Raw genomic sequence first — 26721 nt, 5'->3', positions numbered from 1 at the left:
AATCGCCCCCGAAAAACACGGGGTGGGAAAACACCGAATGAATTATTTAAGGGAATACGAACATGTTTACTTCCAGATTAACGATGTTGCACTTATTATGTGAATCTACCCATCACATGAATTATTTTAAGGCATTCATTTCAGCGTTAATTTATTAATCAGATTTAGCAAAAATTTTCAATAAAATGTGATCTATACCTTATAGATTTCAAGATGGATCGCGACGGCAAAAGAGCGAATCCCCAGGAGCATAGCGAGCTATGTGACCGGAGTGAATGAGTGCAGCCAACAAAGAGGCAACTTGAAAGATAACGGGTATATCAGCATTTAAACCCTTTTTCCTAAATAACATTCAACGGATGAGATGCAATGTGGAGGCTAATATGAAACATAAAAAAATAAGTGATGAAGCCGATGAACAGAATAATGACCTGAGGGCCAGCCGTCGTCGTTTTATTCAAGCGAGTGCGGCGCTTATATCTATTCCCTTTGTTTCTACCCGCCAAACAACCGCCGGCGAGAAAACAGACCAGAACTCACTACCGATTAATGTTATTGATACAAGTGAAACGAAAGTCATACCCACCTGTAGTACATTTGATTGTGGAGGAAGATGCGATATCCGAGCACATGTCCGAGAAGGCGTTGTCACCCGTATAACCACCAGACCTGATCATGAACTCGATGAAGCAATGCCGATCATGCGAGCTTGTGTCCGCGGCAAGGGCTATCGCAAATTTGTTTATCATCCTGATCGTTTAAAATATCCGATGAAACGAGTTGGTAAGCGGGGAGAAGGAAAATTTGAACGAATCTCCTGGGATGAGGCGACAACCATTATTGCAGATAAGCTAAAAAGCATTACTGAGAAATATGGCCCAGCTTGCCGCTATGTTAGCGTTAATACCGCGATAATTGGCGGTGTATCATCAGGTGATAAAATGTTACGTCGTTTACTCAATATTACCGGCGGACATTTACAATATTACCATTCCGTGAGTATGGGCAATACCGCGGCAGCCACGCCCTATACCTACGGTGTGGCAACTTCGGGTAGCACACTGGATACCTTAGAAGATACCCCGTTGGTGATCCTTTGGGGCCATAATCCGGCTGAAACTATTTTTGGTCACACCAATCACTATTTCCAGAAGATGAAAAAAAACGGCACCAAATTTATTGTTGTCGATCCCCGTTATTCTGATTCTGCTTCCTCGTTGGCTGACCAATGGATTCCTTTGCTGCCAACAACTGATAATGCATTAATGGATGCAATGATGTATGTGATTGTCAGTGAAAATTTGCACGATAAAGGGTTTATTGATCGCTATACGATTGGTTTTGATGAAAACAACATGCCGGATGGCGTTCCTGCCAATGAATCTTTGGTTGCTTACCTGACAGGCGCTAAAGATGGCATTGTAAAAACACCGGCATGGGCTGAAAAAATCACTAAAGTGCCGGCAAATATCATTTGTCAACTTGCCCGCGAATATGCCGGCACGAAACCCGCGGCTCTGATTCAGGGATGGGGGCCACAACGTCATATCTGTGGTGAACGTGTTGCACGTGGTTCAACAATTTTAGCCACAATAACCGGTAATGTGGGTAAAAAAGGGGGATGGGCAGCCGGTTTCGGTAGTGTTGCGGGTAATAAATATCTTTACGGACTTGATCTTGGTAAAAACCCGGTAAAAGAAAAAATCTCTGTAATGAACTGGGTCCAAGCAGCCGATGATGCCAGTAAAGTTACTCCGGCAGATGGTTTAGTTGGTGCAGATAAGCTGAATACCAATATCCGTATGTTATTCTCACTGGCCGGTAATTACCTTGCAAATCAAAACCCGGATATTAATCAGGCAGTAAAAATATTGGCAGATGAATCTAAAATTGAATTTATTGTCTCCAGTGATCTTTATCTAACACCAAGCACCCGATATGCCGATATTTTATTGCCGGAAACCAGTTTTATGGAACGCTGGAATATTGCCTATCCTTGGGGCACCGGCAGCTATTTCATTTTGTCATCAAAATTGATTGAACCTGAATTCGAACGGCGTTCTGATTATGAATGGATACGTGAAGTGGCCGCAAAGCTGGGAGTTGAACAGGAATTCAGCCAAGGTCGTGACGAAAAAGCGTGGATAGCTCATATTATGGAATCTAATCGTCGAGCTATGCCAAAAGAAAATTTACCTACTTTTGAGGAATTACAACGGACAAACAAACATCTTTTCAAAATACCGCCTTATGTCGCTTTTGAAAAAAATATTCGTGACCTAGAAAATCATCCATTTCCAACACCCTCAGGAAAAATAGAGATATTTTCTAAGCGTCTATACGACATGCAACATCCTGAAATCCCTGCATTGTCACATTATATACCTGCATTCGAAGGGCCGGAGGATAAATTAACTGAAAAATACCCGTTGCAATTAATTACCTGGAAAGGGAAAAACCGCTCTAATTCAACCCAATATTCAAATCCTTGGTTAAAGGAAGTACAAACCCAGAGGTTATGGATTAATCCATTGGATGCGCAAAAACGCAAAATTAAACAAGGGGATTTAGTTCGGGTATTTAATGATCGCGGTGTTTCTATGATCCCGGCGGAGGTAACTCAACGTATTATCCCCGGCGTAGTGGCAATGCCGACCGGCGCATGGTGGCAACCGGATAAAAATGGTGTTGATTGGGGAGGTTGTGTCAATGTGCTGACATCATCCCGTAAAACCCCGCTTGCACACGGAAACTCTCATCAAACATTATTGGTTGAGGTCAATAAAGCATGAGTGAATGTATATACCCGTCATCTTTCAAGTTGCCTCTTTGTTGGCTGCACTCACTCACCCCGGTCACATAGTTCTCTATGCTCCCGGGGATTCGCTCCCTTGCCGCCGCGATCCATCTTGAAATCCATAGGGTATAGAATAATAAGGCTCGTCGCCGTAGTCGCAGTTAAAAGGCTGCGACTTCAGTCGCGAGTTATTTAACGTAATTTCTCTCAGACTTCGTTTTTTAATATTGATGTTGCAAATTGAGCAATCTCTGATATTAACTCGATTGTAAATAATCCTGCCGAGAAATAGCCCCCAAACCTTTTCTTTAAGTTAAAAAAATCATCGATCCTGCTCACAGATCGGCATATTTTCCTGAACAGGAGTGTCGAGAGGTACATCTATGTATCTAATTACTCTTTTATTTTTGTTTTTTAGTTGAAAAATTAACATCTATATAAAAATTGAACATATTAAGTTATAGGTTATATTTTATGTTATCCCATCTATCAGGAGGTAACCATGGCGGTACCAACGCTCAGGCATTTCATTAATAGTCAGTATGTTGAATCTAAAGGCTCCGAATATTTTGACCTAGTAAGCCCGGTCACAGGTGAAATCTATGCGTGTTCTCCTAACGCGACTGTAGCGGATGTTGATGAAGCTTATGCATCGGCTAAAGAGGCATTCAAGATCTGGAGGCGCAGTACACCGTCAGCACGTCAGCAGGCGTTGCTGGCATTAGCCGATGCGGTGGAAAAAAACTCTGAACGTCTGATCGAAGCGCAAAGCCGCAATACAGGGCAGCTCAAGCATCTGATTGCCTCTGAGGAAATTGCGACTTCAGTGGATCATATCCGTTTCTTCGCTGGCGCCGCCCGTTTTCTGGAAGGTAAAGCGACTGCTGAATATCTTTCTGATATGACGACCAGCATCCGGCGCGAACCACTGGGCGTGGTGGGGCAAGTCACGCCGTGGAACTACCCGCTGATGATGGCAGTATGGAAGATAGCGCCTGCGCTGGCAGCGGGTAATACCGTGGTACTCAAACCGAGCGATACCACGCCGGAAAGTACTCTGTTGCTGGCTGAACTGGCCGCTCCGTTCTTTCCTATAGGTGCATTCAACGTGGTGTTGGGTAATGCCAGCGCGGGTGCTTTGGTCGTTTCACACAAAACGCCAGCTATGGTTTCCATCACGGGTTCCGTGCGCGCAGGTTTGCAGGTTGCCTCTTCGGCGGCGGCTAATCTCACCAGAGCACATTTGGAGCTAGGTGGCAAAGCGCCAGTGGTTGTTTTCGCCGATGCAGATATGGACAAAGCGGTAGAGACCATTGCTACCGCGGGATATTTCAATGCGGGTCAGGATTGTACGGCAGCCTCGCGTGTGCTGGTGCATGACTCTGTTTACGATACCTTCGTCGCCAAACTGGTGGCGGCAGCTAAAGCTACCCGCTTTGGCTATCCGGAAGATGAAAAGGCGCTGTATGGGCCGCTCAATAATGCTCGTCAGCTGGAGCAGGTCAAAGGGTTCATTGCACGTTTGCCCGCGCATGCCTGTATCGAGACCGGAGGCCGTCAGGCCGAACGTTCGGGTTACTACTTTGAACCTACGGTAATTACCGGTCTGGAACAGCACGACGAAGCAATCCAGACCGAGATTTTCGGCCCGGTTATCACGGTGCAGAAGTTCCGCGATGAACAGGAGGCCATAGAGAAAGCTAACGACGTGAAATACGGACTGGCCTCCAGTGTCTGGACCCGCGACCATGGCCGCGCGTTGCGCCTGTCACGTGAACTCGATTTCGGTACCGTCTGGATTAACACCCATATTCCTCTTACGGCAGAAGCGCCGCACGGCGGCTTCAAGAGTTCCGGATATGGTAAAGATCTGTCGGCTTATGGCTTCGATGAATATACGCGTATCAAACACGTGATGAGTTCCAACGACTGACACAGGACATCCGCAATGATTCAGAATAGATCTCCACGCGACTTGGTGTCGCGTGCGCACCACGAGCTGTTTACTGACCGTGATGTAGGGGCGCTTGAGCGTTATTTTGCGCCGCATTTCATCGAACATTCCCCGTTGGTCAAAGAAGGCCTTGCCGGATTACGTGAGCTGGTCTGGACACATCCCGAACTGCGCCACGAAACGTATCGTGTATTGCAGGATGGTGATCTAGTCGCCATCCATGGTCGTTTTACGGGATTAGACGACTGGCCGTTGGTTGGTTTCGATCTGTACCGGGTTGCCGACGGCTTAATCGTAGAGCACTGGGACGGCCTGGTGCCGCAGGCTGCACCTAACGTCAGTGGCCGAACTCAGTTAGACGGCCCGACTGAAGCAGGCCATGACCATGACCGAGAGAAGAATCGCGAGCTGGTGGTCAACTTTTTTACACGTACCCTGATCGAGGGTCACTACGAAGAGCTTGGAAACTACACTAATGGTGAATTGTTTCGCCAGCACAGCCCCGATATTCCCGATGGTACGGCGGCACTCATCTCGTTTCTTGAGCAACTCAGGGATGAGGGGCAGGGCCTGCATTACGCTAAAATTCACCGTACGGTAGCCGATGGGCAGTTTGTTCTGACCCATTCGGAGGGGAGTATCGTCGGAGCGCGTCACAGCTACTTCGAGCTATGGCGCATTGAGAACGGCAAAGTGGCCGAACTTTGGGATGCTATCACCCCGGTACCGGAGGATGCAAAAGCGCTGCATCGCCACGGTATTTTTTAGAGTTGATCGATACCCAGCGCGAAGCTTGCGGTAGCGCCGCAACCGGATGCCCATACACAGGCAGATATGCTGGTTTCGACGCTGGATCGGTTACTTTTACCAGCTTTGGATAGCTATTCACATCCGGCGTCTGTCTGTTGAAGCTCGCTTATTTCAGATTGCTGAGGAGTTTTCATTTATGACTGAATCTATGCTAGCCAAAAGACGCAACGCGGCTATTGCAAAAGGCGTGGGCGTGACCACACAAGTCTATGCGGAGCGTGCAGAAAACGCTGAAATTTGGGACGTTCAAGGGCAACGTTATATCGATTTTGCCGCCGGTATCGCCGTGGTGAATACCGGCCACTGCCATCCGCGCGTCATCGCGGCAGCCAGAGAACAAATGGAACAGTTTACCCACACCTGTCATCAGGTGGTGCCCTACGAAAATTATGTAGCGCTGGCCGAACGTCTGAACCGTTTGGTGCCTGGTAATTTTGCGAAGAAAACCGTCTTTGTCACTACCGGGGCCGAGGCAGTGGAAAATGCCGTGAAGATCGCGCGTGCCGCTACCGGGCGCAGTGGCGTGGTAGCTTTCAGCGGCGCTTTCCATGGCCGTACCTTCCTCGGTATGTCATTAACTGGCAAAGTTGCACCGTACAAAATGGGGTTCGGCCCATTGGTTAACGACGTTTACCATGTTCCGTTTCCGGTCGGGCTGCATGGCATTGGTGTGGAACAAACGCTGAATGCGCTGGAAAATCTCTTTAAAGCCGACATTGAGCCCACGCGCGTCGCGGCCATCATCATCGAACCGGTACAAGGCGAAGGCGGTTTCTATCCTGCTCCTCCCGAGCTGCTCAAAGCGCTGCGTGAGATCGCCGATTGCCACGGCATTGTACTTATCGCCGATGAGATCCAGACTGGTTTCGCGCGTACGGGCAAACTGTTTGCCATGGAGCATCATGAGGTTGTTGCCGATCTGACCACTATGGCGAAAGGTCTGGCGGGCGGTTTGCCGCTGGCGGCTGTAACGGGACGGGCAGAGTTGATGGACGCTGTAGTGCCTGGTGGTCTGGGGGGAACTTATGGCGGTAACCCGGTGGCGATTGCAGCCGCCCATGCGGTGCTGGATGTGATCGAAGAAGAAAAGCTGAATGCGCGAGCGACACAGCTGGGAGAGCAGCTAAAACAGCGTCTGCATGAACTGCGACCGCGTGTCCCGCAGATTGCTGACGTGCGAGGGCTCGGGCTGATGATTGCGGTGGAGTTTAACCATGCGGACAGTCAGGAACCCAATGCCAGCTTTACCAACGCGGTACGTCAGAAAGCGCTGGAGCGTGGTCTGATCCTACTGATGTGCGGTGTACACGGCAACGTGATCCGTTTCCTTCCGCCGCTGACCATACAAAATAACGTTTTTCATGAAGCGCTCAACATTCTGGAGTCTGTGCTGCTCGATCTGACTGAACAATAGATAGAATCTGCTACCTCACAAGAGGGGATAACAATGCACTGGTATTTAAATGTATTAAAGAACTATGCATGTTTCAGGGGGCGAGCCAGGCGTAAGGAGTTCTGGTACTTTTTTTTGTTCCAGATCTTGGCTGTATTTATTATCTCTTTCCTTGAAAGCTACTTTGCCGTTGCCAATCCTGAAATTTATATGGGCTGGTTCAGCGCTGTCTATTTGCTGCTCACGTTTTTGCCCACGCTAGCAGTGAATGCCCGCCGCCTGCACGACATCAACTGTAGCGCTTGGTGGTTACTGCTGCATCTCATACCGTTTATCGGCACTGTTATCCTGCTGATTCTCGCCGGCCTGAAAGGGAGCCCTGGCAGCAATAAATACAGCTCAGAGAGCCGGACTCACTCATAGGGAAACTCTCCAGACCAAGTCAGCAGGTGATTTCAAGATCATGACAGGAGTGTTGAAATGACAATGAATAGAAGAGACTTTATTTCTACCGTCGCGACGCTCGCGGGGGCAGGAGTGCTTTCATCCGTATTTCCCAACTTATCCCTGCTCGCCAGGACCTTAACCGCGGCCGATGCTCCGGCCGTCAAAGTTGATAAGCTCCGGCCAACACTGTTGGAGGATGCACAGCATAGAGCCAGCCGGTTGGGGCTGGATCCGCGCATCTGGAGCTGGCATAAAGACGCTGCTGCTGGCACCATGCCAGCCAATTATTATGAAGCTTCTTTGGCTGACTGGCCCACTTTTGGAAGCCTGCCTGAAGACCAGAACTGCGAGGTTGTGGTTATCGGCGGTGGGTTGCTGGGTGCTTCCACGGCATTGCATCTTGCTGAAGCGGGAGTGGACGTGATTCTGGTTGAAAAGGATAACATTGGTTCAGGCGCTTCTGGCCGCAACGGGGGACAGATAACCCCTGGGCTTGCACGCTGGGAAGCTAAAACCATACTGGAAAAACTTTCATTCGATGAGGCTAAACGCTTATGGCGTTTTGCCTCTGTTGAAGCGATGAATCTCGTGGATGAACTCCGTGAGCGTTATAGTTTCGAATGTGACCGCAAATATGGTCATATCACTGTTGCGGTGCACGCAGGCCACATGGGGCCGCTGGTGGCTAATGCCGATGCCCGGCGTCAACTGGGAGACACGGCGATGAAGGTTATCGGACCGCACGAATTGCAGGAAGAGTATGTGCGTTCGGGCATCTACCATGGAGCAAATGTCGACAGTATCGGTGGGCAGGTTCATCCTCTGGCACTGTTGCGTGGCCTGGTTTATGGTTTCGCCAGACTGGGTGGGCGAATCTATGACAGCACGAAAGTAAAGGGCATCAGGCAGGATGCTGGTGGTACAGTCGTAGAAACTGAGCGGGGAACTATCAGGGCAAGTAAAGCTGTGGTGTTGGGTGTGCATGTCTCCACGGGTGAGTTTATCTCTGGCCCTTCCACCACGGTGCCTTTTTTCTCCTACGTAGCGGTAACGCCGCCGTTGCCAGTGGATGTCAAAGAGCTGATCCCGTCGAATCTGCCGGTCTACGATACACAGTTACAGGTCGACTACTATCGTGCGGTGCGCAACAACCGCCTGCTGTTCGGTGGACAGGGTACTGGCAATTCTTGGTCACCGCGTGATGTGAACAACTATCTGCTTGAGCGTATCAGAACCGTGTTCCCGCAGTTGGAAAAAGCCGAACTAGAATATTCTTGGGGCGGGATCAGCGATCTGACCCTAAACGGTGCCACCGATGCCCGCAAGAGCGGCGACAGAGTACCCGTGTATATGGTACATGGCTGGAGTGGTCATGGCGTGGCGCAGACGGTGCGCATTGGCAAAGCTATCAGTGACGATCTTACCGGACGCAACGACGACTTTACCATGCTTACCTCCATTGCCCACGCGAGTATCCCGCTGGGTTCCTATCTCTCTCCGGTAGCCATTCCGTTGGCTAAAGGTATTCTGGGAGTGATAAGTACGCTTAATCCGGCAGAGATAGTTTCGTTCTGAGCAACAGGGCGTAGGGTTTCGGGAGCCAATGTCGGTTATATTTGCATTGGTTAATGATTATATGTGTGTTTTATACCCGTCATCTTTCAAGTTGCCTCTTTGTTGGCTGCACTCGCTCACCCCGGTCACATAGTTACCTATGCTCCCGGGGATTCACTCCCTTGCCGTCGCGATGCATCTTGAAATCCATTGGGTATATGCTGCCCCATGATCTGGGTCAATAAATATCTCAAATAGCGCCTGTGATAACGCGATACTAATGAGGAACATCAAATGGACCGTATGCTAGAAGGTAAGGTTGTCATTGTCACTGGCGGCGCAAGTGGCATCGGAGCAGGCATTGCTTTAGCTGCGGCGCGTCATGGCGCAGCAACCGTAATTATTGGCGATATCACTGATCAGCCTCGAGAGGGAGGAACACCAGTGCTTCAGCGTCTCAATTCGCTTGGTACAAAAGCCATATTCCACCGGTGTGATGTCACCTCGCGAAGCGAGATGGATGCATTGGTCGATGTCGCTACACCGTTCGGCGGTGTTGATCTGATGGCTTGCAATGCAGGAATTGCATTAGCTACCGATGGCCCACAGATTAGTGCAGATGATTTTCACAAGCTGCTTACGGTCAACTTGGATGGCGTTCTATTTGGCGCACAAGCTGCTGCTGAACAGATGATAAAACTAGGTAAACGCGGAAGTATTGTGGCAACGTCAAGTATGGGGTCCATTAGAACAGGACAACTTACAACCGCCTATTCCACTAGCAAAGCTGGCGTGAATATGATGGTGGCTGCACTGGCCGATGCCTTCGGGCCGTCAGGTATTCGTGTTAATGCAGTCTGCCCAGGACTGATCAATACAGCACTTCCTCTTTCCTCGCCGGAAGTGGCGAAAATGTTTGATGGGTTACGGGAAAGGATGCCTCTCCGAAGATTGGGAGAGCCGGAAGAGGTAGGAAATGCGGTCGTATGGTTAGGATCGGATCTCGCATCGTTTATAACCGGCGTATCACTGCTAGTCGATGGCGGACAAACGGTAGTACTGTGAGAACACGCATTTTTGAGCAGTTGATATATTCCAAAGGAGGGTAGGGTAAAATGGCTGTTTTTCAATTATACCCGTCATCTTTCAAGTTGCCTCTTTGTTGGCTGCACTCACCCCGGTCACATCGTTATCTATGCTCCCGGGGATTCGCTCCCTTGCCGCCGCGATGCATCTTGAAATCTATAGGGTATATATGCTGGAATTTTTTATATAGAATCAACAGAACCGAACATTTTCGCCAGTTTTACCAATTGAGCAATTTCATCATTGGAGGCGCCATTTCTGAGGATATCCAGTACCATCGTGGATTCAGCCAGATCGATACCAAGATTAAATGTCTTGATTTTACGCAGGAAAAAACCGCACTTTTTTACACCACTGACTGGACCTAGATTAGCCAGTATTTCTGGAACACCTTTTAAATATCCTTTATTGCTAGTTTTTTTATTTACCGAAAACTGAAATACAGGATATAAATTCTCTATTCCCCAATTTAATACAATGAGTTTATGATTTTCACCATACTTATTTACTGTTGGGCGGGTCACTCCTAATATATCAGCAACCTTACTGGACTTATAAACACCACCATATTCCCCAAGATGGGCAAGAAAAGCGTTTCTAGTTTCGATAAATTCTTCGTGTTCCTTCTTTTCCGGTGTGATATTTGCCACTATTTCAATATAGTTAGCTCGTCCTTTGACTTCTGTCCAAAATTCATCATCAGAGAAGGTTAACAACTGGGAAATACTTTCTGAATCTTTGTTTTTAAGCACATTAATAAAATGATCAGCAAGATTGATGATGCGTGCTTTGACCAGTTCAGACTGATCAAATCCGCTTTTCAGTTTTACTGTCCGGTCATTGGGTTGTTTTGCTGATGTTTCCATTAGCACCTCAATGGTATTTTACAATTTTGAAAATTAGCTTATAGGAAATTGTAAGATAGGAAAGCTTTTTCACCAATCTCTTTTTAAACAGTCATATTAGTTGGTGATGCGCTAACTCAGTACAGTTTTCCTTTTACTACTTTGATATTTCTATATTTTTAATCGTTTGTGAAAAAGTTTCAAAGTATAGAGATGAAGAGTTAATATCGGTTTATTTTGCAGTTTTGACGATAGTCATAATCCATATTTATTTTAAAATGAAGTTTTCCAGATAAAAGTGAACCTTATTATAGTATTAAAATCCAACTATACGAAAACATACTCTATGGAAAAGAGCATAATAATTTAATCAATTCCAGACTGAAAACAACTCGCAGGTATATTATAAGAGGATAGCTATGAAAATTTGTAGGATGAATTATAACGATCTGTCTGGTAATGGGCGAAATGCTAAATTTCACTGTTATAGCGTTGAGATATTTGACGTTTTTTCCGGTTAAGATCCATACGTCACCAGGTCTGAAAGAAAAATCGAAGTGGATGTGGATACTGGAGGTTGAAATTTACTAAGATTATCTACCGATAGTTCAATCGCAAAAATGGTGAATATTAGTTGACTTAGGCAAGGTTACAACTGATCCTTAAAATGCCAAGTTATCTAGCAAAATGGAAAAACCTGTTTAAATCTCACTTATCATATTAAACATAACCCAATAAAAAGGATCGTCAAAAGAAATAAGAGGTATATATGCATAGCCAAATTAATTCATTGCCCCAATATATGTTAGCGATCAGCATTATTAAGCCCGGAGGCCCGGAGAAATTGCATCTGGTTCAGGTTCCGCTGCCGCGGCCAGGAAAAGGCTACTTGTTGGTAAAAGTAGCGGCGGCAGGTGTTAATCGGCCTGATATATTTCAGAGAATGGGTTCTTACCCACCACCCCCTGATGCATCACCATTACCGGGTTTGGAGATTGCAGGAGAGGTGGTTGCCAAGGGTGAAGGTTGTGAACGCTGGAACCTTGGTGATAAAGTTTGTGCCCTTGTTGCCGGAGGCGGTTATGCCGAGTATTGTCTGGTACATGACTCCATTGCCTTACCCATCTATAGCTTGGATTTTGTTCAGGCAGCCGCATTGCCAGAAAACTTTTTTACCGTCTGGGCTAATGTTTTTCAGACTGGTAAACTGAAACAAGGAGAAAATTTGCTGATTCATGGTGGTACTTCTGGGATAGGTAGTGTCACGATTATGTTAGCAAAAGCCTTTGGCGCCAAAGTTATTACTACCGTCGGCTCTGATGAGAAAGCTAAAGTTGCACACAGTTTAGGTGCTGACTTTGTTATTAATTACCATAAAGAAGATTTTGTTGATCGAGTATTGAAAATCACAGGTAATCATGGGGTTGATATGGTTGTTGATTTAATCGGTGGTGATTATGTCAATAAAAACTATAAGGTTGCTGCTAAATTCGGGAAAATTATTCAAATTGGTATGATGAAAGGAGACCCTGAAAATCTTAATCTGATGCCCTTAATGCTAAAACGTCTGACTCACACAGGTTCTACATTACGTTCTCGCAGTGTAGAGGAAAAAGCAGAGATAGCCAGGGAATTGGAACAACAGGTCTGGCCATTATTGAAATCAGGGAAAGTCAGTCCACTAATTTGTAAAGTATTTGATCTGAAAGATGCTGCTGATGCGCATCGAATGATGGAAGCCGGTGATGTTATCGGCAAGGTTATGCTGGTAAATGTATCATCTTAATAGTACTTCTGCTTAAATCAGGGCTATTTTAACTTGTAGCCCTGCATTCTATCTACTAACCTCTTCGCGTTAGAATAAACACCTATATTTAATAAGGTTAATGACAAATAAATCTCTATTTTTTGATTGGTTTTTATTCGTTCTTTGTCCTTGCGCACAAAATCAGAATTTATATTCAACGTCATTGTTAATATTTTAACAAATATAGTCTATATCTATTAAAAAATGATCATTTATAGATATGTTAATGATTGATCTATTACACCTGATAGATTTTTCTGAATATCTGGAATAATGAGGTATGACCAGCTATTGATAAGTTAGGTGGCATATAATTTTCTGTCTGCCTATCAGAGGATGATAGTAATTTCATTAACAAATAAATCTCTCTGTTGCTGACAGCCGTTTTTGTTAGTTGGAAAAGGGTATGTGATTATGACCAAACAGTTTACTTCGCACTTAAACATTGATGCGTTGTTTTTAGGCCCTAAATCAGAAAATGCGGTTTTTTTTAGAGAAATGATGGAATATGCCGTAAGTGAGCACATGCACTGGCGTTCTGATTTTCACCCAGAAGATCCCGCCTTGGTAACCTCAGTTGATCGTTACGCACCTGATTATAGAGAAACCCTTTATCGGACAGAAGGTATTCTGAACCAGCTATCTGCCAAACTGAAAAACACCTCTGTTCCCTGGTTTTCTCCTCGTTATATGGGGCATATGAATGCCGATACCTTGATGGTTTCCAATCTCGCTTATGTTATGGCTATGATGTACAACCCGAACAATTGTGCCCACGAGTCATCACCGACAACAACGGAGCTAGAAATTGAAGCAGGACTAGATTTATGTCAGATGTTTGGTTATGACCCTCGCCGAGCCTGGGGACATATCACATCGGGCGGAACTGTCGCCAATTATGAAGGGCTATGGGTTGCACGTAATTTAAAAACCATTCCTCTTGCTATGGCACAACACCCGCAATCCAGTGATTTGGTTGCAAATAAATCAGAACAACAACTGTTGAATATATCTCCATCAGACATTCTGGATTTAACGGATGAATTAAAAAAGCGGGGCATTTTCGAAGAAGTTCGTGAACTTTCTTGCCGTGGTGTTGGGATAAAACAGGGAATGTTTGGCAAAGTCTTGGTGCCGCAGTCGAAACATTATTCATGGATGAAAGCAATGGATGTTCTAGGGATTGGTCAACAGCATATTGTGCCATTGCCGGTCGATGCAAATTATCGTACCGATGTTGAAAAAATGCGTGAAATTACGTTCAGTCTGATAGAGCAGGGAGAACCTATTCTAGCTATGGTAACCGTAGTTGGAACTACGGAAGTGGGTGCCATTGATCGAGTTGATGAAGTTATTGCGTTGCGTAAAGAGTGTGAAGAGCGTTATGGCGTCTCATTTTATGTGCATATTGATGCTGCTTATGCAGGTTATGCCAGCGCAATGTTCCTTAATGAGCGGGGAGAGTTTATGGAATATGATGAACTTATCCGCCGTTATCGTGAATTGGCAATCATTCCGGAAGATATTATTTGGCCTAAACCTGAAATTTATCAAAGTTTCCGGGCCATGTGTCAGGCTGATTCAATCACCGTAGATCCTCACAAAGTTGGATTTATTCAATATGCAGCCGGTGCGGTATGTATGAAAGATAGGCGTATTGTTGACCTAATTTCCTACCGTGCAGCTTATGTTTTTGAAGATGTTGATACTCAACAGGATCAAACCGTTAACCGGCGTGTCGTGCTCGGTGCTTCTATTATGGAGGGATCTAAAGCCGGAGCTATCGCCGCCGCAATTTGGGCTGCGCATCGATTGGTTCCACTTAATATCAGTGGCTACGGAAAAGTAATTGCTGCCGGTATTGTAACGGCCAATTGGATGGTTAAAAAACTTTTAACCACAGAACCATTGGTTGTTGATAAACGCCGGTTTGAAATTCATGCCATGCCGAATCCTGATTTCCATATGGTCAATTTTACTTTTAAAGAGCAAGGAAATGATGACTTAATGCATCATAATCGTCTTAATAAACGGATGTACGAACTTTGTTCATATGCCTCTGGACGCACTTATACCAATGATTTTTTGACTTCTTCCACCTCCCTTAGTTATGAAGAGTATGGTGATACTCCCTGGCATTATGTTGAACGTTGCGGTTTTGCCCAAGAAGAATGGCAGAAAGTCCACAGTTTATATGTCTTACGTGCTGCTGTGATGACTCACTGTTTACATAATGCTGACGATTTTGACGAGTATTGGGAAAGGCTCCAGAAAATTTTTATTCAAAAACTGACTCAAATTGTTGATGAAGAAGAAAAAAAGAAAGTGGCCTGATTTTCTATTATTAAATATTTGCTGTTGATTCGAAGGGAAAAAACGTGAAGAACCGTACTTTTGGCAGTACTTTTATCATAGCAGGAACAACCATCGGCGCTGGTATGTTGGCCATGCCATTAGCAACCGCCGGTGTAGGATTTGGCGTAAGTTTGATCATGTTGGTTAGCTTGTGGGTTTTGATGAGTTACACCGCGTTATTGCTGGTTGAAACTTACCAATATGAATCCCCTGATACGGGGTTAGGGACACTTGCTCAACGTTATCTTGGCAACGGTGGCAAAATGTTAGCCGGTTTCAGCATGATGTTTCTAATGTATGCATTAACATCAGCCTATATTAGCGGCGCCGGGGAATTACTGACAGTCAGCCTCAACAAATGGCTGAATCTATCTCTTCCTGCCTCAGCAGGTGTTATCCTGTTTACAGTGATTGGCGGAGGAGTTGTTTGTATTGGCACCAGTTCAGTAGATATGGTTAATCGGGTTATTTTCAGTGCAAAAATTATTTTCCTAGTATTGATGTTGGGGATGATGATGCCGCATGTTCAGCATATTAACTTACTGACCATGCCATTAGAACAAGGATTAATACTATCTTCAATTCCTGTGATATTCACATCGTTTGGTTTTCACGGTAGTGTTCCCAGTATTGTGAAATATATGGATGGCGATATCCGTCGACTCCGCTGGGTGTTTATCATCGGCAGCGCAATTCCGCTACTTGCTTATATCCTCTGGCAATTGGCGACACTCGGAAGTATTAATTCCAGCACATTCGTCGATATCTTAGCTGAAAACGCAGGGTTGAATGGCTTATTACACAGCATTCGCGAAGTTGTTGCTTCACCGAAAACTGAGCTTGCAGTACAAATGTTTGCCAACCTGGCGCTCGCAACCTCATTCCTCGGTGTCACACTTGGCCTGTTTGATTTTCTGGGTGATCTGTTTAAACGCAGAAATAGCGTAGCCGGGCGTATGCAAACTGGTTTGTTAACTTTCGTTCCGCCGTTGATTTTCGCGCTATTTTACCCAAAAGGATTTGTGATGGCGTTGGGATATGCCGCGGTCGCGCTATCAATTTTGGCGTTAGTATTGCCTAGCCTCCTGGCATATAAATCCCGTCAACAAAATGAACGTCGATATCGGGTACCTGGCGGTAAACCTGTACTCTTGCTGGTATTTACCTGCGGTATTGCAGTAATAGCAATCCAGATTGGCATAGTGAGTGGAATGTTGCCGGAAGTAGGGTAGACACTGGGTTATCGAAGATAAGTTCTTTTTTGACCTAAAGCGTATTCTCTGACAGACTGCTAGCATAATAGACCTAATTAGCGGAGGCAATTATGAATCATACCCGTTACGAAACTGATGTGGTCGCTTGGGCAAATGAGCAGGCAGCGTTATTACGTGCCGGTAAACTCTCTGAGATTGATATAGCCAATATTGCTGAGGAGATCGAAGACGTGGGCAAGAGTGAACAGCGTGAATTGGCTAGCTGCATGGCAGTATTAATTGCTCACTTATTAAAATGGAAATACCAGCCAAGTCATAGAGGAACAAGTTGGGAAAGAACAATTAAAGCGCAAAGAAAAGAGATTCTTTATGGTTTAAAAGAATCACCTAGTTTAAAGACAAAGTTAGATGATTCAAATTGGGTTGATGTTGTCTGGTCTAAAGCCGTTGCCTCAGCAATGAACGAAACCGGGTTAGACGTGTTTCCCGATGTATCCATTTGGGGTATGTCCCAGATACTGTCCCCTGAGTTTTATCCGGAAAACAATTAAGGAGTTAGATCATCATGGCGAAAGAATTATTTACTGCCACAGTAAAATCTGTAGCTGGATTGAAAGTTGAATGTACATCAAGAGATTTCTCCTTTTATTTGGATGAACCGCGTAATTTAGGTGGTACTGATCAGGGGATGAATCCAGTTGAAGCTTTACTCTGTTCTCTCGGGGCCTGTAAATGTATCGTAGCAAAGGCTTTTGCTAAACTGCACAAAATCAACTTAATTGATATTCACGTTGATCTGGAAGGTGAGCTTGATACTGATGGTTTCACTGGTAGAAATAAACAAGCGAAATTAGGTTTCTCCAAAATAGTGACAAAATTTCATATTAAAGCTGATAATAGTGAAGAAGAAATTCATGCCTTTGTCGACTTTATTAATAGAACCTGCCCGGTTCATGATACTATCGAAAATGCACCAAGTTTTGTCACTGAAATATATTGCGAATAAGATAAATTCTGAGTTGAAATAATTCTGAAAAGGAAAAATCATTTAAGTTAATTTAAAAACCCCTCTACTTTACAGTAGAGGGATTCGTTATAAAGTTAGGTAAATCAATGTTTATCTATCTCTTTATCCCATTGATAACAGCATAAGAAATAATTACTATTGTTTAATGACGTAAACTGTAGTTATATTACAACTTACATTTTCTATACCAACTTTAATATTTAAACCCTGTGCATAAGCCTGGCTTAATAGCTTGTTAATGTTATCAGCGCTTGATCCTGACCAAATATAACCTGGTTTTCCACAGTTACCGGCTAAGCTTCCACTGAATGTATAAAAATAATGTGCAGGATTGTCCCAATCAGCTTTAATTTCTGCGACTCTGACAATGCCACTATTCGTTTCCGCAGAAAATGCAGGGGCGCTAATCATACCAATGAAAATAAATAACATAGATATCAATTTTTTCATATTCTACTCCTAGTTAATAATAAAGAAAATCTGACGCATTTGAAGTGTAAATTATGCAAATAATCTTTGCACCAACTTCACATTAATATAATAGGTGCCTCACATGATAAATAATGCCAAAAGTTTTTTCATTAAAATTAAGTAATTGATAAAAGTAACATGGTAATTTTTATCTATAAAAATAACATCAACATTGTTTGAAATAATAAAAAACCTCTACCTACAATGGTTCATAACCAATTCACCAACTAGTTATATTAAAACAACAAAAATCCATTATCATGACAAACTATTTATATCAATATAATTTTTATGATGAAGATGAAATGATTAATCATCTGTTTAAATAAAATAACAACGATGAATTATTTACTTGATAAATATGTTTTAATATCGCTTTCTCTACTGGACTCTAAGAAGAAAAATTTTTAACAAATCACTTCTATTAAAAAATTTTTAACGTAGAAGTATATATTTCTGGTGTATCCCATTACACTATTAAATAGTTAATATACCCGTCATCTTTCAAGTTGCCTCTTTGTTGTCTGCACTCGCTCACCCCGGTCACATCGTTATCTATGCTCCCGGGGATTCACTCCCTTGCCGTCGCGATGCATCTTGAAATCCATTGGGTATATACATATTATTATTCTAGTAAAAGGCTCCATCGATATGAATAAATCATTGTGCAATTCAGAATCAACATTAAAATCTTATTTAGGTATAGGAAATGAGGGAGTATCTGATAACCTTGTAGCGGTACTTAAAAGCAATTGTGACAATTATCAGTCGTCAGTAAAAAAATTCATAGAACTGCTTGAGTATATTCAAAATAATAATATTCACACGAAACCATTTAATGAATTAGTTTCGCTTCATGAACTTGTAACTCCACATGATTGCGCTGTAGTTTCTATGCTATCAATTCATTTTAATTTAGCCATCGGCACTATCGCTAACTTAGGAATGCAAACTCCATATGTGGAAGATCTTTACCAAAAACTTTGTTCAGGTCGTGCCATTGGAGTATATCTGGCGACTGAGCTAGCTCATGGGAATAATCTAATCGCAATCGAAACACAGGCTAATTATCTGCCGGAAAAAGGCGTATTCATGTTGAATTCACCTAGCCCAAATGCATATAAATTTATGCCTAATACCATACCTTGTGAATTACCTAAAGTGGCTGTAATTTTGGCTCAGTTAAATGTATCAGGAAAGAAATATGGTATTTTCCCATTTATTCTTCCTCTATCTGCAAATGGAAAATTAACTCCTGGCGTTAAAATTACTCCACTTGGCGATAAGCTAGGGCTTTATTTAGATAACGCAATAACTTCATTTGATAATGTCGAAATTCCTTTTGAAGGGATCCTTGCGGGCAATATGATAACACTGACCAGGGAGGGTAAAGTATCATTGCATACTAAAGAATTAAGAGAAAGATTTTCGTTAATTACAAATAGAATACATTCAGGCAAGTTATGCATGGCAATGATCTCAGTTACAGGGGCCAAATCAGCTCTTCATATAACTAGCACATATGGAAATAAACGAAAAACATTCGGTTACTCAGGTGCTATGCCAATAATTAATTATTCTCATTTCAAAGAAGGTATTGCTTGGGATACCCTGAGCACAATCACTCATGCGTTATACTTAAGAGAATTAACAAGAAAAGTTTCAGCTATATTATCAGAATCAGTTAAAAACTTTAAGTTTTCAGATGAACTACTTATTGAAATCATTACTACCAAGTCTCTGTGCACATGGCGTACACAAGAAATATTAATTAATTGTCGTGAGCGTTGCGGCGCACAGGGATTATTTACTGTTAACAAGATATCCCATTATTTGATATCTAATTTTGGTACGATTACTTCGGAAGGTGATAACCTTGTATTATCACTAAAAGCCGGAGGGATGATCATTCTCAATAAGATGAAAGAAATAGAAAAAACATCTTTCCAACATAATCTATTTCCCATTTTAAATGATTATATGAACTTTTTATATAAAAAACTAAATGGATTAACAGTGAGTAACAATAAAAAAATAAATTTAGATATGCTTAATAAGCATAGTAGGGATTTTCTAGAACTAAGCCAAACATATGCCGTTTTATCCGTGGTAACGACCATTATTGATACATACCACAACAATAATGATGATGATTTTTATATGATCATCGAAGGTTATCTTCTCGACTGGATTCATCGTAGCATGAGCAATCTCCTGAGAAGTGAAGTGATCAATTTACAAGAATCTAAAAAAATAGACGAGAGACGCATTGAATATATACGTCAGCATGCAGACAGAATAAATGATTATATTTCCAGTTTTGGAGTGGATAAGGCTGGAATCGAAACGCCAATATCCAGTGATGATTATATTTCTTGGTATGCAAATAATCACCATCAATTAAAAAACAATTAACTATAAAACAGGTTTAAATGCGAGACACTGTTGTGAATATATAGAAAAATTCGGTGACCAGCTAAAAGGTCACCGTTAATGAAAGGGCGATTACCTATAACTCTATGGATTTCAAAAGTTGCCGATAATAAGAAAAGGCTTACGGATACCCGCTTTTTCAGCTTTCCTGCACTGATAATCGAAGTCGTGATATGCATGTTGCATCCGCTGAACTGTAGAATAACCATGAATGTTGAAAGAGGTGCTGCATAGCCAGTTTCATTTTCAACTTTCTGTAGCATTTCGACATCAACGTCTGATTTGACCACAAGCGGCCTGCCAGTGGTTCTACCATCATGCATTTTATGCATCACTCCCTCATATTTTTCTTCAAGTATATTATCGTTATAACTTAGCGCAATAATCATGCCATGAAGTGAGCCTGTTACTCTGTTTACTTCTTTAATGTTAAAGAGAACCGGCAAATTCTCTGATCTTAATACAGGGGCTATTGGCATATGGTCATCCCGGCCATTAAGAATGGTTAATTTCTTGCTTCAACTCACCAGTCGGTAAACACAGCGTGGAGTTTGACATTGAAATGAACGCCACCACCAACAATCAGGTTTTCAACTTTTTCACTAGCAATGAGTTTTACCAAGTAAGTTTCTAAAAACTTGTTAGCAATATAGGAAGAAATAACACGGATCTCATATTGACTTAATCCATTTAAGTACCGCAGCAACCACAACGGCATTCTCACATGCTTCACGGCCATTTCCTGCATATATTTAACAGAAAAGCCATGTAAAAAATGCTGATGCTCACTTTTTTCTAAAAGAATTTCTGACGGAAACTTCTTTATCCCCAATAGGGTAACAGGCTTACGAGAACTGCTCCATTCAAGCTGGATTTTATCACGTTCGTGGTAATACACCTTCTTTTTAGAAAAATTTTCATCATTAACGCCGGGTAGGAAAGATTTGATATCACTTCTAATAGCTGACATCAAACCACATTTCTTATTTGACAGAAAACCATCGGATAATTTTATTATAATTAGGTTGAGTTTATTAAGTTTATTATCGTCTAACAGGCGTGTTATTTCCGTTTCGTAACCAAGTGACTTATACCCTATAGATTTCAAGATGCATCGCGACGGCAAGGGAGCGAGTCCCCGGGAGCATAGAGAACTATGTGACCGGGGTGAGTGAGCGCAGCCAACAAAGAGGCAACTTGAAAGATGACAGATATATATTCGTCTTTCAACGGCGAAAACCTGTATCGGCGTGGGCAAATAATATTCCGCATGAAAGATCTGCTGCGGAAATTCTTTTCACCCGCTGTAGGGTCTTTATGCAATCTGCCAATGCTTTGTTTTTATCAATTACCACGGTATACGCTTTGACTGGCTCTGCTCCACTAAATGCATTCTTCCAATTTGAAAGATCAATAGACTCCAAATCCTTATCACTTATTCTTTCAACACATTGCTCATATATAAAGTTAGGTCCGCCGGAAATGGTCGCTTTATATTTTGAAATGGTTTTTAACCACAGTGCTGGTTGCTGAATCACTGAGGTAGGCGGCATCAGTACAACCGGAACGCCGCTATAGAAAGGCTGGAGTATACCGCCTAATAAGCCCATATCATGGTAGGGTGGAAGCCAAATGACGCCACAGCCCTCTTCTGAGCATGCAAACCTATTTTTTATTGCCTCCAGATTATTGATTAAATTTTCATAACTAACCATGACACCTTTAGGCTCACCGGTTGAACCTGAGGTGTACTGAAGAAATGCCAAATTTGATCCGTCCCGGTAAGATGCTTCTTCCTGGGCCTCTATCAATTCATTTGCTGATATTACCTTTACTTCATTAAAGCCGCTTTCTTTTGCAAATACTTCTTTTACTTTCTCACCCTGTTTTGAGGTTGTAATAACTAATCGGGCACCACTATCCATTATGATTTTCAGAATAGTATCCCAACCTCTTCCTTCGGGCCGAGCGCTATTCACTGGTACCGCGACCACACTTGAGTATAAGCACGCGGCCATTGTCTGAACAAAGAGCAGGCCGGAAGGCAGCATAACTATTACCTGATCACCAGGTGAGACAGTATTGCTGTAAATAATAAGCAATGGTTTTTTGACCCCGGTGTAAATTCTTCCAGCTCAATTGTTCTTCTTCTCTTTCGCCGTCAGAAAGGAACCTGAAAATTAACTCGCGAGCATTTTCCGATGCTCTTTTTTCAATCATTTGACAAATGGTGTTCATTGATTAACCTTGTAGTGAAACCCGCTTTGATAATTCAATGTTCTTTAATTTAGGATAACACATAAGAATATGTAAAGTGTTGTGCATATTTAAGCTTTCAAAGAGTTTAAGGACCAATGGAACGAAAACGATACGCTAAAATCGTCAGAACACCTTCATTAACTGCTTGACTGAATGCCCGTAGCTCACTTATCCAAACAGTGTAAGTGCTTAGCTATGCTCCCGGGGATTTGCTCTTTTTAAATATGTAAATAACAGTTATATTATCGCGGTGACACTGTTGATTACGATGTATAATGCATTTATTGAGTTACTGGTTTATACAATGATTGAGGTAATTGAAATCAAAATTCAATATGTTCATTTTGATTTGTAAGTATAATAGGAGGAAATGATTTCTTGCTCGCTGTTTTAATGCCGGCAATGTTTATTCATTTTATTAAGATTAATCTTATAATATATCAAAATGAAAAAATATTTTCATTAGTCGAATTCGCTAACTATTTTCAGACATTTTTTAATAAAAATACCTAAATTTTCTATGTTGAAAAATACTCATTTCATTATGTATAGCAGGTGGCGCAACGAGAGAAACGTTAAAAGCGTACGTTGCCAGTCAGAATACGCCGGAGTAGCCAGCCCTCAAGCCCTTTGGGCTTTTCGCCTGATATCCCCATCCACACTGGGCTAAGGTTTACGGCGGTTTTTGCTAAGTAGATAATATGTTGTACATTGGTTGCGGATATTATAACTTTGGCAATGCATGGCGATGACTAACTGATAAGACAGAGAAACGGATTGTGGCAAAGAAAGAAAAACGGCCTCACCATGATGCATTATTCAAGCATTTTTTAACGCAGCCCGAAACGGCCAGGGAATTTTTATCCCTTTATCTGCCCGAAGAGGTCCAGTCGTTGTGTGATTTAGCCACATTGAAACTGGAACCCGGCAGTTTTGTGGACCGGCATTTACGTCAACTGCACAGTGATGTGCTGTACTCGGTTGAAACGGCTCGGGGACAAGGTTATATCTACTGTCTGATTGAACATCAATCCACTCCTGACCCATTGATGGCCTGGCGGTTGATGTATTACGCCATGTCAGCCATGGCGGCTCACCTGAAAAAAGGCCATACTGAACTCCCTTTGGTGGCGCCTCTGCTGTTTTATCATGGTGAGGTTCGTCCTTATCCTTACTCAAACCAGTGGCTGGATTGTTTTACGCTTCCTGAACAGGCGGCTCGCTTATACCGTCAGGCGTTTCCGTTAGTGGACGTCAGTGTGCTCAGCGATGAAGAAATCCTGACACATAAAGGCGTTGCCCTGATGGAGCTGGTGCAAAAACACATTCGCTGCCGAAATGCACTCATGTAATCACCTCTCAACATTAATGATCATCTTTAGTCATGAAAATTAAATTAACCAATTGATTTTAAATTGAAATTTATTTTTTCTCGGCTTGTCTTAGTCAGTGATAATCATAAATATTCATCTCGTGTCATGGAAAATATGTACATGTCGGTGTACATAAACTACATTAAGAGCTGTATTATTTTTGAGGCAATTAATATGGCAATTACTGATTCATGGCTGCGTTCAATTAACGGCAAACCACAAGAAAAGATGATCACTAAGTCCGATAGAGATGGTCTCTCTGTTCGTGTTACCCCCAGGGGGAAAGTTATATTTCAGTTTAGATACCGATGGGACGGTAAAGGAGATCGAATTGATATCGGCACGTATCCAGCAACGAGCTTAAAAGATGCTCGTGACTCAGTGATTTCTTATCGCGGGGAACTGGAGCAACATCGAAATCCCAAGACAGTTAAACGCGTTCGCAGAGAATCTGCATTGAGTGCGGTCACTGTGGAAAAGCTTATCCGGGAGTGGTGGAAAACGACAATGCAAGGTTCGAAAATTAACGCTGACCAGATATTGCGTTCTTTCGAAATTCATGTTTTCCCCAAAATTGGTAAATTGCCTCATGACGAGGTGACGCTTCATGTCTGGCTTACTTTAATTGAAGACGTAGCCAAACAGCTTCCATCAATTGGAACGCGTATATTGACCTATTCTAAAACCGCTCACCGATGGGCTGTTCGGCGAGGAATGACACATACAACCCCTTTGTCTGATGTAGCATCAAGTGACCTAAGAGGGAAGGTTGTTGATATCGATACAGACATTGATATCGATGTTGACACGGGAGAAAGGGCATTAAGTGAAGAGGAACTGGTGATTCTTTTTCGTATTATTGATGCCCCTGGATATAACCCGCGGAACGCATTAATAATAAAATTATGTCTGTTATTTGGGTGTCGTATTGGTGAATTACTGAAAGCTAAAGTTAATGATTTTGATTATGAGAAAAATATCTGGACTGTCCCTCCCGTAAACCATAAAACAGGGAGAAAATCCAAAAAACCTATTGTCAGACCGATTATTCCCGAAGCTAAAGAATTAATTGAACAGGCAAAGAAATTAAATCACGGGAGTGAATATTTGTTTACTGTATTTGATGGCAAACCCTTCAATAAAGGATCACATGCGAACATCATTGATGTTCTCAATAAAAAGATGGCACCTCACTTTGATCCTTACACTTCCTGGTCAATCCACGACTTACGCCGGACAATGCGCACCGGGGTTTCTGAATTAACGCCGCCTCACGTCGCTGAAACGATGATAGGTCATAAACTGCCGGGAGTGTGGCAGGTGTACGATAAGCACACCTACCTGAATGAACAGAGAGAGGCATATTCTCGCTGGTGGGAAAAGCTGACTAAAATTGTTTCCCGTTCTCCCAATCCTCAATGTCCTGACGCAGGAAATTAAGTTGGTCGGATTTAAACTTGGGCCTCGGGAAGCCTTCCCGCTTTTGCTTCCCGTTGCTCGCCCATAACCTTATCGTGTGTGGTGTTACACCGTACCGATCAGCGAGTTCTTTTGTTTTGATGTATGGCGATTGATTCATTTTTCATTTCCTCTTTGATAACCGTTCTCCAAAATTATTCGTGCCACTGTTGCCGGAGTTGTTTTGTCTGACCAGACTAAATCATCAATCAGGAAATTCAGTTCAGCAGCAAGTACGGCTTCTAAGTCTTTGGGCCAATACTCATATGCAATATCACTGTAATAAGAATCCTCGATGACTTTAAGTGTCACCAATATCATATCTTCTGATGTTCTGGCGGCTTTTCTGTAACCGGCATTCCAGACAGCATCAGTGATATAGGATGGATCACCCCATGCCGAAGCTATTACTTGGGTTAAGTGGAATGAATTATTGATCATACTTTTTCCTCACTGAACTGAAAATGTGATAGTTTGCACAACGTCAACAGAGTACGTTCCTTCATCTTCGCCACCGATGAGTATTGTGAAGTTCAAGGGCCATTCATGATCACATCCGCCGTGGGAATGCCAAAAATCTTCTGCCGCATCTTCAGCGATACTGTCCGGGGCAAAATATGGCGTGTGGCTTTTATACCTGCCTTTGACTCCCTCAACTGTGTATTCAAAGTACATTACTCACCTCCTCTGGTGATTCAGGTAATTCCATCCAGTGAGTTACATTAGATCTGTTTTCTTCAAAATCCCCGACACGGTGATTAAACCGATCGCAAGTAACAAATCCTTGGGCATCAGTTACTAAAAGGGTGTTGCTCCCAATCCTCTCACCAGGTAGCGCATCCTCAATCGATATCCACTCAGGGGTTACTCTGTCACCCAGTGAGATAATTACTGGCCTGCCGCCGAGAATGTTGGTATTGATGGAAAAAGTTGGTTCTTTGCCATCGGCATATTCAACAACAAATGTCATTTTTCCCACTTGTGAACTCCTTTTTTATTTCTTTATTACATGATTTGCGACGTTTTTTGGTCTTCTTAACGGGTGTTAACTTCACATTCGCCACTTGTGGCGCTGGTGGCAGAGGAGGGCAAACGCCCTCGTGAATGTAAAAATTACGTTTCATGCGATGAATGGTACGCTGTGTATAGTCCCTGCCATCGTCGATATGGAATGCCGTTCTGACCAGTTCATCATCGGTATCTGTTATCGGGTGATGTTCTTCCGTCACTGCTCGCTCTCCCTGAAAAGGATTTTGTATGCCCGCAATACGTGCGTTGTTTTGCCTGTGATGACGGTTTTCTTTAATAGAAAGCCGACAGACGAAGTGCGAACAGATGTCATAAACAGGGCGGCATCGACACAACGGTTATGTTTGCGGCGTTCAGTTATAAAGCTGGTCACAATGATTTTTGAAACCATACCTTCATCAAGATATTT

Annotated in this window: 24 protein-coding genes and 1 pseudogene; 15 read left to right on the top strand and 10 right to left on the bottom strand. The window is 43.0% G+C overall.

Translation table 11 applies throughout. The annotated features are described in order from the left end of the window. Positions 1–359: 359 nt before the first annotated feature. The 7 genes from ACGF5R_RS20080 to ACGF5R_RS20050 all read left to right on the top strand — a co-directional run bounded on the left by ACGF5R_RS20080 (position 360) and on the right by ACGF5R_RS20050 (position 10020). Entirely contained in the window at positions 360–2792 is a 2433-nt protein-coding gene (locus tag ACGF5R_RS20080) for a DMSO/selenate family reductase complex A subunit (RefSeq protein ID WP_387692390.1), read from the top strand. Positions 2793–3299: 507 nt separating this feature from the next. Beyond that, on the top strand, positions 3300–4730 hold the full coding sequence (locus tag ACGF5R_RS20075) for a gamma-aminobutyraldehyde dehydrogenase (RefSeq protein WP_112878211.1): 1431 nt from the start codon (positions 3300–3302) through the stop codon (positions 4728–4730). Positions 4731–4745: 15 nt separating this feature from the next. Beyond that, the gene (locus ACGF5R_RS20070; protein ID WP_387692388.1) at positions 4746–5519 is read left to right on the top strand and encodes a nuclear transport factor 2 family protein; all 774 of its coding nucleotides are present in this window, start codon (positions 4746–4748) and stop codon (positions 5517–5519) included. Positions 5520–5697: 178 nt separating this feature from the next. Continuing rightward, positions 5698–6975, top strand: a complete 1278-nt coding sequence (locus tag ACGF5R_RS20065; protein WP_387692386.1) for a 4-aminobutyrate--2-oxoglutarate transaminase — start codon at positions 5698–5700, stop codon at positions 6973–6975. A 33-nt stretch (positions 6976–7008) separates the two neighbouring features. Next, a complete protein-coding gene (locus tag ACGF5R_RS20060; protein ID WP_112878214.1) occupies positions 7009–7377 on the top strand; it encodes a DUF805 domain-containing protein in 369 nt (122 codons plus the stop codon). 57 nt (positions 7378–7434) lie between these two features. Next, complete coding sequence (locus ACGF5R_RS20055) at positions 7435–8976, top strand: FAD-dependent oxidoreductase (RefSeq protein WP_387692384.1); 1542 nt, start codon at positions 7435–7437, stop codon at positions 8974–8976. 273 nt (positions 8977–9249) lie between these two features. Continuing rightward, on the top strand, positions 9250–10020 hold the full coding sequence (locus tag ACGF5R_RS20050; protein WP_112878216.1) for a glucose 1-dehydrogenase: 771 nt from the start codon (positions 9250–9252) through the stop codon (positions 10018–10020). A gap of 203 nt (positions 10021–10223) precedes the next feature. On the opposite strand, the gene ACGF5R_RS20045 is transcribed toward ACGF5R_RS20050, so the two are convergent. Continuing rightward, positions 10224–10907 carry a hypothetical protein gene (locus tag ACGF5R_RS20045; RefSeq protein WP_240000811.1) on the bottom strand — a complete coding sequence of 228 codons (684 nt, stop codon included), beginning with the start codon at positions 10905–10907 and terminating at the stop codon, positions 10224–10226. Between the two features lie 748 nt (positions 10908–11655). Here ACGF5R_RS20045 and ACGF5R_RS20040 point away from each other — a divergent pair. The 5 genes from ACGF5R_RS20040 to ACGF5R_RS20020 all read left to right on the top strand — a co-directional run bounded on the left by ACGF5R_RS20040 (position 11656) and on the right by ACGF5R_RS20020 (position 17268). Beyond that, positions 11656–12672 carry an NAD(P)H-quinone oxidoreductase gene (locus tag ACGF5R_RS20040; RefSeq protein WP_387692382.1) on the top strand — a complete coding sequence of 339 codons (1017 nt, stop codon included), beginning with the start codon at positions 11656–11658 and terminating at the stop codon, positions 12670–12672. A 435-nt stretch (positions 12673–13107) separates the two neighbouring features. Continuing rightward, positions 13108–15027 carry a pyridoxal phosphate-dependent decarboxylase family protein gene (locus ACGF5R_RS20035; protein ID WP_387692380.1) on the top strand — a complete coding sequence of 640 codons (1920 nt, stop codon included), beginning with the start codon at positions 13108–13110 and terminating at the stop codon, positions 15025–15027. A gap of 44 nt (positions 15028–15071) precedes the next feature. Beyond that, positions 15072–16280, top strand: a complete 1209-nt coding sequence (gene tyrP, locus ACGF5R_RS20030) for a tyrosine transporter TyrP (protein ID WP_112878219.1) — start codon at positions 15072–15074, stop codon at positions 16278–16280. Between the two features lie 92 nt (positions 16281–16372). Beyond that, a complete protein-coding gene (locus ACGF5R_RS20025) occupies positions 16373–16813 on the top strand; it encodes a DUF29 domain-containing protein (protein WP_262981124.1) in 441 nt (146 codons plus the stop codon). Between the two features lie 14 nt (positions 16814–16827). Beyond that, positions 16828–17268, top strand: a complete 441-nt coding sequence (locus ACGF5R_RS20020) for an OsmC family protein (RefSeq protein WP_105399738.1) — start codon at positions 16828–16830, stop codon at positions 17266–17268. A 156-nt stretch (positions 17269–17424) separates the two neighbouring features. Here ACGF5R_RS20020 and ACGF5R_RS20015 read toward each other — a convergent pair whose 3' ends face one another. Beyond that, positions 17425–17739 carry a hypothetical protein gene (locus ACGF5R_RS20015; protein ID WP_112878221.1) on the bottom strand — a complete coding sequence of 105 codons (315 nt, stop codon included), beginning with the start codon at positions 17737–17739 and terminating at the stop codon, positions 17425–17427. A gap of 672 nt (positions 17740–18411) precedes the next feature. Between ACGF5R_RS20015 and ACGF5R_RS20010 the strand changes: the two genes are divergently transcribed. Then, positions 18412–20175 carry a cytochrome-c oxidase gene (locus ACGF5R_RS20010; RefSeq protein WP_387692378.1) on the top strand — a complete coding sequence of 588 codons (1764 nt, stop codon included), beginning with the start codon at positions 18412–18414 and terminating at the stop codon, positions 20173–20175. Here the strand turns inward: ACGF5R_RS20010 and ACGF5R_RS20005 are convergent. The 3 genes from ACGF5R_RS20005 to ACGF5R_RS19995 all read right to left on the bottom strand — a co-directional run bounded on the left by ACGF5R_RS20005 (position 20172) and on the right by ACGF5R_RS19995 (position 22295). Further along, a complete protein-coding gene (locus ACGF5R_RS20005; protein WP_387692376.1) occupies positions 20172–20672 on the bottom strand; it encodes a hypothetical protein in 501 nt (166 codons plus the stop codon). The two genes, ACGF5R_RS20010 and ACGF5R_RS20005, sit on opposite strands and share 4 nt — an antisense overlap. A 44-nt stretch (positions 20673–20716) precedes the next feature. Further along, positions 20717–21163 carry a hypothetical protein gene (locus ACGF5R_RS20000; protein ID WP_387692374.1) on the bottom strand — a complete coding sequence of 149 codons (447 nt, stop codon included), beginning with the start codon at positions 21161–21163 and terminating at the stop codon, positions 20717–20719. 256 nt (positions 21164–21419) lie between these two features. Further along, entirely contained in the window at positions 21420–22295 is an 876-nt protein-coding gene (locus ACGF5R_RS19995; RefSeq protein ID WP_387692372.1) for an AMP-binding protein, read from the bottom strand. Between the two features lie 936 nt (positions 22296–23231). Between ACGF5R_RS19995 and ACGF5R_RS19990 the strand changes: the two are divergent. Then, a pseudogene (locus ACGF5R_RS19990) lies at positions 23232–23792 on the top strand (Rpn family recombination-promoting nuclease/putative transposase); the annotation flags it as partial. 207 nt (positions 23793–23999) lie between these two features. Beyond that, on the top strand, positions 24000–25265 hold the full coding sequence (locus ACGF5R_RS19985; protein ID WP_387692370.1) for a tyrosine-type recombinase/integrase: 1266 nt from the start codon (positions 24000–24002) through the stop codon (positions 25263–25265). A 135-nt stretch (positions 25266–25400) separates the two neighbouring features. Here ACGF5R_RS19985 and ACGF5R_RS19980 read toward each other — a convergent pair whose 3' ends face one another. The 5 genes from ACGF5R_RS19980 to ACGF5R_RS19960 all read right to left on the bottom strand — a co-directional run. Then, positions 25401–25724, bottom strand: a complete 324-nt coding sequence (locus tag ACGF5R_RS19980) for a hypothetical protein (RefSeq protein WP_387692368.1) — start codon at positions 25722–25724, stop codon at positions 25401–25403. Between the two features lie 9 nt (positions 25725–25733). Continuing rightward, entirely contained in the window at positions 25734–25958 is a 225-nt protein-coding gene (locus tag ACGF5R_RS19975) for a hypothetical protein (RefSeq protein WP_112879811.1), read from the bottom strand. Further along, the gene (locus ACGF5R_RS19970) at positions 25948–26253 is read right to left on the bottom strand and encodes a DUF551 domain-containing protein (protein ID WP_049583061.1); all 306 of its coding nucleotides are present in this window, start codon (positions 26251–26253) and stop codon (positions 25948–25950) included. The genes ACGF5R_RS19975 and ACGF5R_RS19970 overlap by 11 nt, the downstream gene beginning before the upstream one ends. Further along, the gene (locus tag ACGF5R_RS19965) at positions 26237–26512 is read right to left on the bottom strand and encodes a hypothetical protein (RefSeq protein ID WP_387692366.1); all 276 of its coding nucleotides are present in this window, start codon (positions 26510–26512) and stop codon (positions 26237–26239) included. The genes ACGF5R_RS19970 and ACGF5R_RS19965 overlap by 17 nt, the downstream gene beginning before the upstream one ends. Next, the coding region (locus ACGF5R_RS19960) for a hypothetical protein (protein ID WP_387692364.1) at positions 26509–26721 on the bottom strand (213 nt) is incomplete at its 5' end. The genes ACGF5R_RS19960 and ACGF5R_RS19965, both read right to left, overlap by 4 nt.

This window comes from Photorhabdus sp. RM71S (assembly GCF_042879355.1).
In the GTDB taxonomy this organism is placed as follows: Bacteria; Pseudomonadota; Gammaproteobacteria; order Enterobacterales; family Enterobacteriaceae; genus Photorhabdus; species Photorhabdus kayaii.
The sequence above is the reverse complement of the archived record's forward strand: the minus strand, read 5'-3'. Positions and strand labels throughout refer to the sequence as shown.

Bases quoted from the DNA above. Each gene is read 5' to 3' on its own strand.
- ACGF5R_RS19985 (WP_387692370.1), top strand. From the start codon at position 24,000: ATGGCAATTACTGATTCATGGCTGCGTTCAATTAACGGCAAACCACAA.
- ACGF5R_RS19970 (WP_049583061.1), bottom strand. From the start codon at position 26,253: ATGACATTTGTTGTTGAATATGCCGATGGCAAAGAACCAACTTTTTCC.
- ACGF5R_RS19975 (WP_112879811.1), bottom strand. From the start codon at position 25,958: ATGTACTTTGAATACACAGTTGAGGGAGTCAAAGGCAGGTATAAAAGC.
- ACGF5R_RS20005 (WP_387692376.1), bottom strand. From the start codon at position 20,672: ATGCCAATAGCCCCTGTATTAAGATCAGAGAATTTGCCGGTTCTCTTT.
- ACGF5R_RS20025 (WP_262981124.1), top strand. From the start codon at position 16,373: ATGAATCATACCCGTTACGAAACTGATGTGGTCGCTTGGGCAAATGAG.
- ACGF5R_RS20065 (WP_387692386.1), top strand. From the start codon at position 5,698: ATGACTGAATCTATGCTAGCCAAAAGACGCAACGCGGCTATTGCAAAA.
- ACGF5R_RS20010 (WP_387692378.1), top strand. From the start codon at position 18,412: ATGAATAAATCATTGTGCAATTCAGAATCAACATTAAAATCTTATTTA.
- ACGF5R_RS20055 (WP_387692384.1), top strand. From the start codon at position 7,435: ATGACAATGAATAGAAGAGACTTTATTTCTACCGTCGCGACGCTCGCG.
- ACGF5R_RS20015 (WP_112878221.1), bottom strand. From the start codon at position 17,739: ATGAAAAAATTGATATCTATGTTATTTATTTTCATTGGTATGATTAGC.
- ACGF5R_RS20070 (WP_387692388.1), top strand. From the start codon at position 4,746: ATGATTCAGAATAGATCTCCACGCGACTTGGTGTCGCGTGCGCACCAC.
- ACGF5R_RS20040 (WP_387692382.1), top strand. From the start codon at position 11,656: ATGCATAGCCAAATTAATTCATTGCCCCAATATATGTTAGCGATCAGC.
- ACGF5R_RS20060 (WP_112878214.1), top strand. From the start codon at position 7,009: ATGCACTGGTATTTAAATGTATTAAAGAACTATGCATGTTTCAGGGGG.
- ACGF5R_RS19980 (WP_387692368.1), bottom strand. From the start codon at position 25,724: ATGATCAATAATTCATTCCACTTAACCCAAGTAATAGCTTCGGCATGG.
- ACGF5R_RS20075 (WP_112878211.1), top strand. From the start codon at position 3,300: ATGGCGGTACCAACGCTCAGGCATTTCATTAATAGTCAGTATGTTGAA.
- ACGF5R_RS20050 (WP_112878216.1), top strand. From the start codon at position 9,250: ATGGACCGTATGCTAGAAGGTAAGGTTGTCATTGTCACTGGCGGCGCA.
- ACGF5R_RS20045 (WP_240000811.1), bottom strand. From the start codon at position 10,907: ATGGAAACATCAGCAAAACAACCCAATGACCGGACAGTAAAACTGAAA.
- ACGF5R_RS20020 (WP_105399738.1), top strand. From the start codon at position 16,828: ATGGCGAAAGAATTATTTACTGCCACAGTAAAATCTGTAGCTGGATTG.
- ACGF5R_RS20000 (WP_387692374.1), bottom strand. From the start codon at position 21,163: ATGTCAGCTATTAGAAGTGATATCAAATCTTTCCTACCCGGCGTTAAT.
- ACGF5R_RS20035 (WP_387692380.1), top strand. From the start codon at position 13,108: ATGACCAAACAGTTTACTTCGCACTTAAACATTGATGCGTTGTTTTTA.
- ACGF5R_RS20080 (WP_387692390.1), top strand. From the start codon at position 360: ATGAGATGCAATGTGGAGGCTAATATGAAACATAAAAAAATAAGTGAT.